Here is a 9,163-nt window from a genome sequence, read left to right on the forward strand (position 1 = left end):
GCGTTTTGCCATAACAACGGTACCCGGATGGTCCGTTGTCCATCAACACCGCCAAAAACAACATGTCGTTTGCACTCACCTGCAGGGAGTCTCATGCGAATTATTCACACGTCTGACTGGCATCTCGGTCAGTACTTTTATACCCGGAGCCGTGCGCCTGAGCATCAGGCATTTTTGCACTGGCTGGTTGAGCAGGTTGAGCAATATCAGGTTGATGCAGTAATAGTAGCAGGTGATGTGTTCGACACCGGCGCACCGCCCAGTTACGCCCGTGAAATGTACAATCAGTTTGTCGTCGCGTTGCAGCACACCGGTTGCCAGTTGGTGGTGATGGGCGGCAACCATGACTCGGTCGCCACGCTGAACGAATCACGCGCGCTGCTGGCCTGCCTGAATACCCAGGTAGTGGCTGGCTTTGAGGGCGATATCCACCAGCAGGTGCTGGTGCTGAACAACCGTGCCGGCGAGCCAGGCGCATTGTTGTGTGCTATCCCATTCCTGCGCGCACGCGACCTGCTCACCAGCCAGGCAGGCCAGTCTGGCGCACAAAAACAGCAAGCATTACAAGATGCTATCGCCAGCCATTATCAGCACAGTTACCAGCTTGCCTGCGAACAGCGTGCCACGCTGGGTCGGGCGTTGCCGATTGTGATGACCGGACACCTCACCACAGTGGGCGTCGCCACTTCCGACTCGGTGCGTGATATTTATATCGGCACGTTAGACGCCTTTCCGGCACAAGCTTTCCCCCCGGCAGACTATATTGCGCTTGGTCATATTCATCGCCCACAGCGGGTGGCGCAATGCGAGCATATCCGTTACAGCGGCTCGCCTATCCCGCTAAGCTTTGACGAGTTGAATCATGAGAAATCGGTCTATCTGGTGCACTTTGAACAGGGCAAATTACAAGAGGTCACTGCGCTGACGGTGCCGACTGAACAACCTATGCAACTGGTGAAAGGCAATTTGCCGGAGATCGAACGCCGTCTCGCCGGATTCCGTGACTATCATGGCGACAAACCCGTGTGGCTGGATATTGAGATCGCCACGCAGGACTACCTGAGCGACATGCAACAACACATTCAAACGCTGACCGAACCGTTGAATGTGGAAGTGCTGCTGCTGCGTCGCGCGCGAGAACAACAGCAACAAATGCTGGTGCAACTGGAGAAAGAAACGTTGGAAGAGTTGCAGCCTGCCGAAGTATTTGAGCGGCGTCTGGCGCTGGAGGCAGACCTGGATGAGGCGCATCAGCAACGCCTGAAAGGATTGTTCAACCGGATTATGCAAGAGATAGACGCACAGCGACAGGAGACATCCGCATGAAGATTCTTAGCCTGCGTCTGAAAAACCTTAACTCGTTGCAGGGCGAATGGAAAATCGACTTCACCCGCGAACCCTTCGTCAACAATAGTCTGTTCGCCATTACCGGTCCCACCGGTGCAGGTAAAACGACATTGCTGGACGCCATCTGCCTGGCGTTGTACCACCAAACGCCACGCCTGAAGGTCAGCCCCAGCCAAAACGAACTGATGACGCGCCACACCGCCGAGTGTCTGGCCGAAGTCGAATTCGAGGTGAAAAACGTCGCCTACCGCGCCTTCTGGAGCCAGCACCGCGCCCACAACAGCCCGGAAGGCAACCTGCAACCGCCCAAAGTAGAGATGGCGTTGTGTGCCAGCGGCAAGATTCTCACTGATAAGGTGAACGAAAAACTGGCGATGATCGCCGATATCACCGGTCTGGATTTTGATCGTTTCACCAAATCGATGATGTTGTCTCAGGGGCAGTTTGCCGCTTTCCTCAACGCCGACGCCAATCAACGGGCCGAACTGCTTGAAGAACTGACCGGCACCGACATCTACGGTCAGATCTCAGAGCGGGTATTCGAGAAGCATAAAGAGGCCCAGAGCCAACTGGAAACCTTGCGGGCAAAGGTCGCCACACTGGAATTGCTGAGCGATGAACAGCGCCAGGAACTGGAGCAACAACTGGAAGCCATCCGCCAGCAGGAGCAATCACTGTCGTTGCACCGGGAAGAAATACTGGCGCATCAGCGTTGGTACGAGACGCTGCTGCAACTCCAGCAGACACAGAAACAGGCACAGCAGCAGCAAACCGCGCAACAGCAATTACAGCAACAATCGCAACCGCAACTGGATAAATTGCAACGTAGCGAACCGGCGGAAAAGTTGCGCCCACGCTATGACGAGCGCGCACGCGCGCAGCGGGAAAAGCAGCGGCTAACCCAGCAATTGACGAGTGTTCACCAACAGATCAGACGCCAGCAGGACGCACTCAATCTACTGAAAATACAGCTGGAAAAAGCGTTGTCTGCCCGTCAGCAGCACGCCGAACAGCGCCAGCAGCAGGAAACCCTGATTAATGAGCGAATTCTGCCGCTTGACCACCGCATCGCCACCTTGCAGGCACAGCGCGCCCAGCAGCAGCAAACGCTGGATAATCTGCTTGAGCAACAAAAAACGCTGATTGCCGGCGTGGCCAGATTGCAGCGCCAGCAAGAACAGGCACAACAGCGGTTGCAAGACATCGAAACCTATCGCCAGCGACATAGCCGCCATCAGCATCTGGGCAGCCATATTCCTTTGTGGCAAACGCAATTTCCCCAGCAGTTGAAATGGCAGCAGGATTTACACGTGTTGCAGGAAAAAGCAGCAGCGCAACAGATTCAGGCAGAGTACCTTGACCAGCAGCGCGCCTCACTGGCAGAAAAACATCAGGCGCAGCAGAGCGCCTGCGAACGCGCCCAACAACTGCTGAACGATCATCTGCAACAGGATAAGCAACTGGAAGCGGAACACCCGCTGGCAGACCTGCGCCAGCAACTGGCGCAGCGCATGGCGGAACGACCCGATCGTCAGCAACTGGCTACCGGCGTCGCCGTGCTGCAACAGCTGATCAGTCAGCGCACCTTGCTGGAAGCACAACAGCGTGATACCCAACGGCGTGTTCATGCGTTGGAAGATCAACAACAGCAACAACGTCAGGACTATCAGCGCCAGGCTGAGCATCTGGCGGATCTCGACAAGCGTTATGAACTGGAACAGCACATTGTCAGCCTGGAACGTGAACGCCAGCAATTACAGCCGGGCAAAGAGTGTCCGCTATGCGGGTCGCCTCATCACCCGGCGGTAGAGCGCTATCAGGCGTTGCGGCCATCGGAAACCCAACTTCGGTTGTACGTATTGCGTCAGGAAGTGGAAGCGCTAAAAGCCAGCGTCGTGCAGACCGAAACCCAGTTGCAGTTGCAAAAACAGCACCGCCAACAGCAGCAAAATTCGCTTGAGAGTGTCCAGCGCGATTTCGAGTCGCTGCGGCTACAGTGCCAGTCTGTCAGTAAACGCTTACTTGTTGACTTCGATCCGTTACAACTGTCAGCGCTGCACCAGTGGATTGAAGCTTGTGACGCGCAGGAACAGTCGCTGCAGGCACAAATCGCCAGCCGTGAGCGCAATCAACGCCATATTCAGGAAAGTAAGGATTTACTGACTTCAGCGCAGCAACTGCTGGCGCAAACCTTACAACAACTGGAACTGAACACGCAGCAGCACGCCTCTTTGCAGGCATCACGGGAAGAACTGCGGTTATTACTGGAAAAAACCGAAAACGAATTGCAGCGTCTGCACGACAGTCTCAGCCAGACGCTGGACACCTTCGGGCTAACCGTGCCGACGCTCACCCAACAGGAAGAGTGGCTGCGCCAACGTCAAACGGAATGGCTGCGCTGGCAGGAAAACGAGCACGAACAGCATCAGTGCAAGCCGCAATTCGCCGCACTGGAAGCTGAAATCATCGCCAGTCAGCAACGGCTGGAAGAAACCGAGGCAGCCATCAAAACCGGCCAGCAACAGTTAGCAGAAACCCAACGCACGCTGGAACAAGCCCAGCAACAACGCTGGCAATTGCTGGGCAATCAGGCAGTCAACGACGTACTGAAGCAATTGCGGCAAATCAGCCAGACTCTGGAGCTGGAGAGCCAGCAAGCGCAACAGCAATGGCAACAAGGGCAATCGCTGCAAAGTCGCCTTAGCGGTGAAATCGGCAGTCTGGAACAGCAAAACCAACATGCCGACGCCGCGTTGCAACAACTTCAGGCTCAGTTTGAGGAAGAACTCACCACCGCCGGATTCAGTGATGAAGCGGCTTTTCGCCAGGCGTTGATGGACGAAGCCGAACGCCATCAACTCATCGCGCTAAAAGAGCGACTCAGCCAACGCCAGCAACAGGTAGATGCCTTGTTACAACAGGCGGATAGCGCGCTGGAGCAACATATGACGACTCGTCCGGAGTCGATGCCGGAAGGCATCAATGACTGGGATATTCGTCAGTTGATCTCCAGCCTCGGAGACATGGTAAAAGTCGAAGTCGAACGCCAGGGTGAGCTGCGTCAACAGCTGACCAGCGATCAGCAACGCCGCGATAAGCAGCGCCAGTTACTGGAAGCGATCACACGCGGTCAGCAAGTCTGCGACGACTGGGGCTACCTCAATCAGCTAATCGGATCGCAGAAAGGCGATAAATTCCGCCGCTTCGCTCAGGGATTGACGTTGGATCATCTGGTATTTCTGGCCAACCGTCAGTTATCGCGCCTGCATGGGCGTTATCTGCTGCAACGCAAAGCGTCCGACACGCTGGAGCTGCAAGTGGCCGATACCTGGCAGGCTGATGCTATCCGCGATACCCGGACACTGTCGGGCGGCGAAAGTTTTCTGGTCAGCCTGGCGCTGGCACTGGCATTGTCCGATTTGGTTAGCGCTAAAACCCGCATCGACTCCCTGTTCCTTGACGAAGGTTTCGGCACACTGGACGGCGAGACGCTGGATACCGCACTGGACGTGCTGGACAATCTCAACGCCTCCGGTAAGACCATCGGCGTAATAAGCCATGTGGAAGCGATGAAAGACCGCATACAGGTGCAGATCCGGGTTAGAAAACGCAACGGTCTTGGCATCAGCCAGCTCGACAGCACTTACGCTGTGAAATAACGCCAGCCGGGGACGCACCTGACGTCCTCACTGACGCTTATCACTCCCGCGGCCACAGCCAGGCAGCACCGCGCACGCCGCTGGAGTCACCATGCATCGCCTGTCGAACCGGCGTATCGCATTCGCCGCCAAACACCCACTGTTTCAGCAACGTGGGCACAGTGTCATACAATCGCTTAACGTTGCTCATGCCGCCCCCCAGCACAATGACATCCGGGTCCAGCACGTTAACGATGTGCGCCAGCGATTTCGCCAACCGCTGTTCATAGCGTTGTAATGCCTGTTCCGCCAGCCTGTCACCCTGCTCCATCAGCGCGATAATCTCATGCCCGTTACGTGCATGACCGCTCAAGCGCTGATAATCCATGCTAAAACCAGTGCCGGAAATAAAGGTTTCGATGCACCCCATGCGGCCACAATAGCAGGGCATCGCCTGCTGGTCGCGTCATTCGTCGGCATCCATCCACGGCAGCGGGTTATGCCCCCATTCGCCAGCCACACCGTTACGTCCGCTGTGCACCAGCCCATTCAACGCGATTCCAGCGCCACAACCGGTGCCGATAATCACCGCAAATACCTTGCCGGCCCCCACCGCCGCGCCATCGACCGCCTCGGACACGGCAAAGCAGTTGGCATCGTTCGCCACCCGTACCGGCCTTCCCAGCAGCTGCGCCAAATCCTGATCCAGCGGTTGCTGATTCAGCCAGACTGAATTGGCATTTTTGACCCGTCCGGTTACCGGCGACAGCGTACCGGGAATGCCCACCCCCACACTGCCACGCTGCCCGGTGGACTGCTCCGCCATATCCACCAGGTCGGCAATGGCTTGCAGGGTTTGACGATAATCGTGGCGCGGCGTCGCTACACGATGGCGAAACGCCTCGACGCCATCATCCGTCAGTGCAATCACCTCGATTTTAGTGCCGCCCAAATCAATACCTATTCGCACGTTGCCTCCTGTTAATCCGCCGAACTCGCGTGTTGCTGATGATGACATTATCGTACCGTCTCCCACCACAATTCGTTATTATGCCCGCTGCGAATAACCCCTGCGTCTTGAAACCTGTCCCCGTGTTATACGTGGGATCGCGCCAGAGACGCGCCAGTCTGGGAAGAAAAATGCTGTGGTTTAAAAACTTGATGATTTATCGCCTGAGCCGCGATATCAGCCTCTCTGCGGACGCCCTGGAGACACAGCTGGCCTCCCTCGCGTTTACTCCCTGTGGTAGTCAGGACCTGACCAAAACCGGCTGGGTTTCGCCGATGGGGCCACACGGCGATGCGCTTACCCACGCAGTCAACGGTCAGATTTTGATCTGCGCTCGCAAAGAAGAGAAGATCCTGCCCGCTCCCGTTATCAAGCAGGCATTACAAGCCAGAATCGACAAACTGGAAGGCGAGCAACACCGCAAGCTGAAGAAAACCGAAAAGGATTCGCTGAAAGATGAGGTGCTGCACAGCCTGCTGCCTCGCGCATTCAGCCGCTTTAGCCAGATTTCGCTATGGATAGACACCGTCAATCATCTGATTATGGTAGATGCCGCCAGCGCCAAAAGAGCTGAGGATACGCTGGCGTTGTTGCGTAAAACGCTGGGTTCATTGCCGGTGGTGCCATTGACTATGGAAAACCCGATTGAGCTGACGCTGACCGAGTGGGTCCGCTCCGGCCAGACGCCGGCAGGTTTTACTTTACAGGACGAAGCCGAGCTGAAAGCGGTACTGGAAGACGGCGGCGTGATTCGCTGCAAGAAACAGGAGCTGGTCAGTGATGAAATCGCCACACATATCGAAGCAGGCAAGGTAGTGACCAAACTGGCGCTGGACTGGCAGGAACGCATCCAACTGGTACTGTCGGACGACGGCTCACTCAAACGGCTGAAATTCGCTGATACACTGCGCGAGCAAAACGATGATATCGACCGGGAAGACGTGGCGCAGCGGTTTGACGCCGACTTTACGCTGATGACCGGTGAAGTGGCGGCGCTGATAGCCAGCCTGACAGAAGCGTTAGGGGGCGAGGCCCAGCGCTAATCCCCGCAGCTTCATAGTACAGTGCACCGGATAGTACAGTGCGCCGGATAAGCCGGCGCACTGATGACAGACAAACTGAACGATGATTTACAACTGAAGCCGATTTACAGCCTGAAGTGACTGATGGAAGAGTGCAGTTCTTCAGACTGCGACTGCAACGACGCAAACGCGGACGCCGCTTCCTGCACCATGGCCGCATTCTGTTGCACCATCGAATCCAGTTGCGCGACTGCTTTGTTGATCTCCTGAATGCCGCGCATCTGTTCCTCTGACGCATGGGTGATTTCCGACATCACGGTGGTAACGGAAGATACGCCGCCGACAATCTCGTTCATGGTATTACCAGCCTGACGCACCTGCCGCGAACCGGCATTCACACTCTGCACGGTGGATTCAATCAGCGCCTTAATCTCTTTCGCTGCCTGCGCGCTGCGTTGCGCCAGCGAGCGTACTTCACCCGCGACTACCGCAAAACCACGCCCTTGCTCTCCTGCACGAGCTGCTTCCACCGCCGCGTTCAGCGCCAGAATGTTGGTCTGGAAGGCGATACCGTCGATAACCCCGATGATGTCGCCAATTTTGCCTGACGCCACCTCAATCTCTTCCATGGTATTGATAACTTCAGATACCACTTTGCCACCGGCACTGGCGTCGTTCGCCAAATCCAGCGCACGGTCGTTCACCTGACGGGCAGAACTGGCCGACTGAGTGACAGTCGCGGAGATTTGCTCCAGCGCGGCGGCAGTCTGCTGCAGACTGGCCGCTGCCGCCTCAGTACGGGATGCCAGATCATTGTTGCCGGTCGCCACTTCGTCCGTCGCCGTTTGCAGCGACGCGCTGATGTCACGAATCTGCAGCATGATCATGCTGAGCTTATCGACAAAACTGTTGAATGAACGGGCTATTTGCGACACTTCGTCATGGCCTTCATCAGGCAACCGTTGGGTTAAGTCGTTGTTGCCGTGACTGATATCATCCATCGCATCGCGGATCTGCAACAGGCGTTTGAGCAATGCGTTGATCAATAGCCCCAGCACGATCGTCCCCAGAATGCTGATGACCACCAGTGCGATCACCGATGTCCACAGCAGCGACCCCATGCCGGCGGTGGCTTCAGCCTTGTCCAGCGCAACCAGCACATACCAGTCAGTACCGGCAACCAGCTGGGTTTTCACCAGCATGTCACGTCCACTGATGCTCAGTTGTACCGGGGTGCTGGATTTCAGCACCTGTCCCAGGTTCAATGCGGGCGCAATCTCGGTCAATTTTTTCAGCGTGAGTTTAGCATCCGGGTGGGCAATGATGGTGCCATCCGCCTGAATAAGAATGCCATAACTGGAGGGCGTCGGGTGGATAGTTTTGACGTTGGCGATGACGCTATCCATGGTTACGTCGCTGCCCAGTACGCCCTTAACGCTGCCGCCATCCAATACCGGCGCCACAAACGACACCACAATGGTATTGGTCGCCATATCCAGATAAGGCGCGGTCGCAACAGCTTTTCCTTCCCTCACTGCCTGCTGATACCAGGGGCGAACCGTTGGATCATAATTAGCCGGAATGCCGCCGGGGTCGGAGAATTTAGCCGTATGATTGGCATATCCCATATACACGTTGATGAAACTGCCTGCTGCTGCCATCTCTTTGAACACCGGGATCGGTTCATTATTGGTCAACGCCACGCTATTGAGTGACGTAATGATTTGTTTTTTAGCAGCAACCCAATCGCTGATAGCCAGGCTGTGACCAGCCGTCACGGCGGTAAGCAGGTTATTAATGGATTCATCGTTATATTTTTCGGTCACCTGATAATTCAAAAAAGTATTAATTACCAAAGCGACCACGATGATAGCCGTACACACGGACAAAATACGAGCGCGAATAGTTTTGAGCATAGTAACCACGCCATTATTGAAATGTTTTTAGATAACTACAACGATCGCCTCCTTGGTTAAGAGGCATTCCATTCGAAAAAATGAAACAGTCAACCCAAAATCTTGCCTCTCAACCACATGGACTACAGTTCCGCAGCCAAAAGAAAGGTCGTCCTACAGGAAAATACAATGGCGGATGACAGATTTACAGATTTATCTGAAATTTCTCTCATAAGAAAAAAATATACCATT

4 protein-coding genes and 1 pseudogene are annotated in these 9,163 nt (G+C 55.4%); 3 read left to right on the forward strand and 2 right to left on the reverse strand.

Annotated features, from left to right (window positions below; all coding sequences use genetic code 11):
- The first annotated feature begins 93 nt into the window (after positions 1–93).
- Both sbcD and Dpoa2040_RS11460 read left to right on the forward strand, forming a co-directional pair.
- Positions 94–1,326, forward strand: a complete 1,233-nt coding sequence (sbcD, locus tag Dpoa2040_RS11455) for an exonuclease subunit SbcD (protein WP_168641319.1) — start codon at positions 94–96, stop codon at positions 1,324–1,326.
- On the forward strand, positions 1,323–5,006 hold the full coding sequence (locus Dpoa2040_RS11460) for an AAA family ATPase (RefSeq protein WP_168641320.1): 3,684 nt from the start codon (positions 1,323–1,325) through the stop codon (positions 5,004–5,006). Before sbcD ends, Dpoa2040_RS11460 begins: the two co-directional genes overlap by 4 nt.
- 40 nt (positions 5,007–5,046) lie before the next feature.
- Here Dpoa2040_RS11460 and mak read toward each other — a convergent pair.
- Positions 5,047–5,955: pseudogene (mak, locus tag Dpoa2040_RS11465) on the reverse strand (fructokinase).
- A gap of 170 nt (positions 5,956–6,125) precedes the next feature.
- Between mak and rdgC the strand changes: the two are divergent.
- Positions 6,126–7,037: a recombination-associated protein RdgC gene (gene rdgC / locus Dpoa2040_RS11470; RefSeq protein WP_168641321.1), complete on the forward strand. Its 912-nt coding sequence runs from the start codon at positions 6,126–6,128 to the stop codon at positions 7,035–7,037.
- A gap of 104 nt (positions 7,038–7,141) precedes the next feature.
- Here rdgC and Dpoa2040_RS11475 read toward each other — a convergent pair whose 3' ends face one another.
- Positions 7,142–8,932 carry a methyl-accepting chemotaxis protein gene (locus Dpoa2040_RS11475; protein ID WP_168641322.1) on the reverse strand — a complete coding sequence of 597 codons (1,791 nt, stop codon included), beginning with the start codon at positions 8,930–8,932 and terminating at the stop codon, positions 7,142–7,144.
- Positions 8,933–9,163 lie beyond the last annotated feature (231 nt).

Source organism: Dickeya sp. CFBP 2040, from assembly GCF_012273755.1.
In the GTDB taxonomy this organism is placed as follows: Bacteria; Pseudomonadota; Gammaproteobacteria; order Enterobacterales; family Enterobacteriaceae; genus Dickeya; species Dickeya poaceiphila.

Bases quoted from the DNA above. Each gene is read 5' to 3' on its own strand.
- sbcD (WP_168641319.1), top strand. From the start codon at position 94: ATGCGAATTATTCACACGTCTGACTGGCATCTCGGTCAGTACTTTTAT.
- Dpoa2040_RS11460 (WP_168641320.1), top strand. From the start codon at position 1,323: ATGAAGATTCTTAGCCTGCGTCTGAAAAACCTTAACTCGTTGCAGGGC.
- rdgC (WP_168641321.1), top strand. From the start codon at position 6,126: ATGCTGTGGTTTAAAAACTTGATGATTTATCGCCTGAGCCGCGATATC.
- Dpoa2040_RS11475 (WP_168641322.1), bottom strand. From the start codon at position 8,932: ATGCTCAAAACTATTCGCGCTCGTATTTTGTCCGTGTGTACGGCTATC.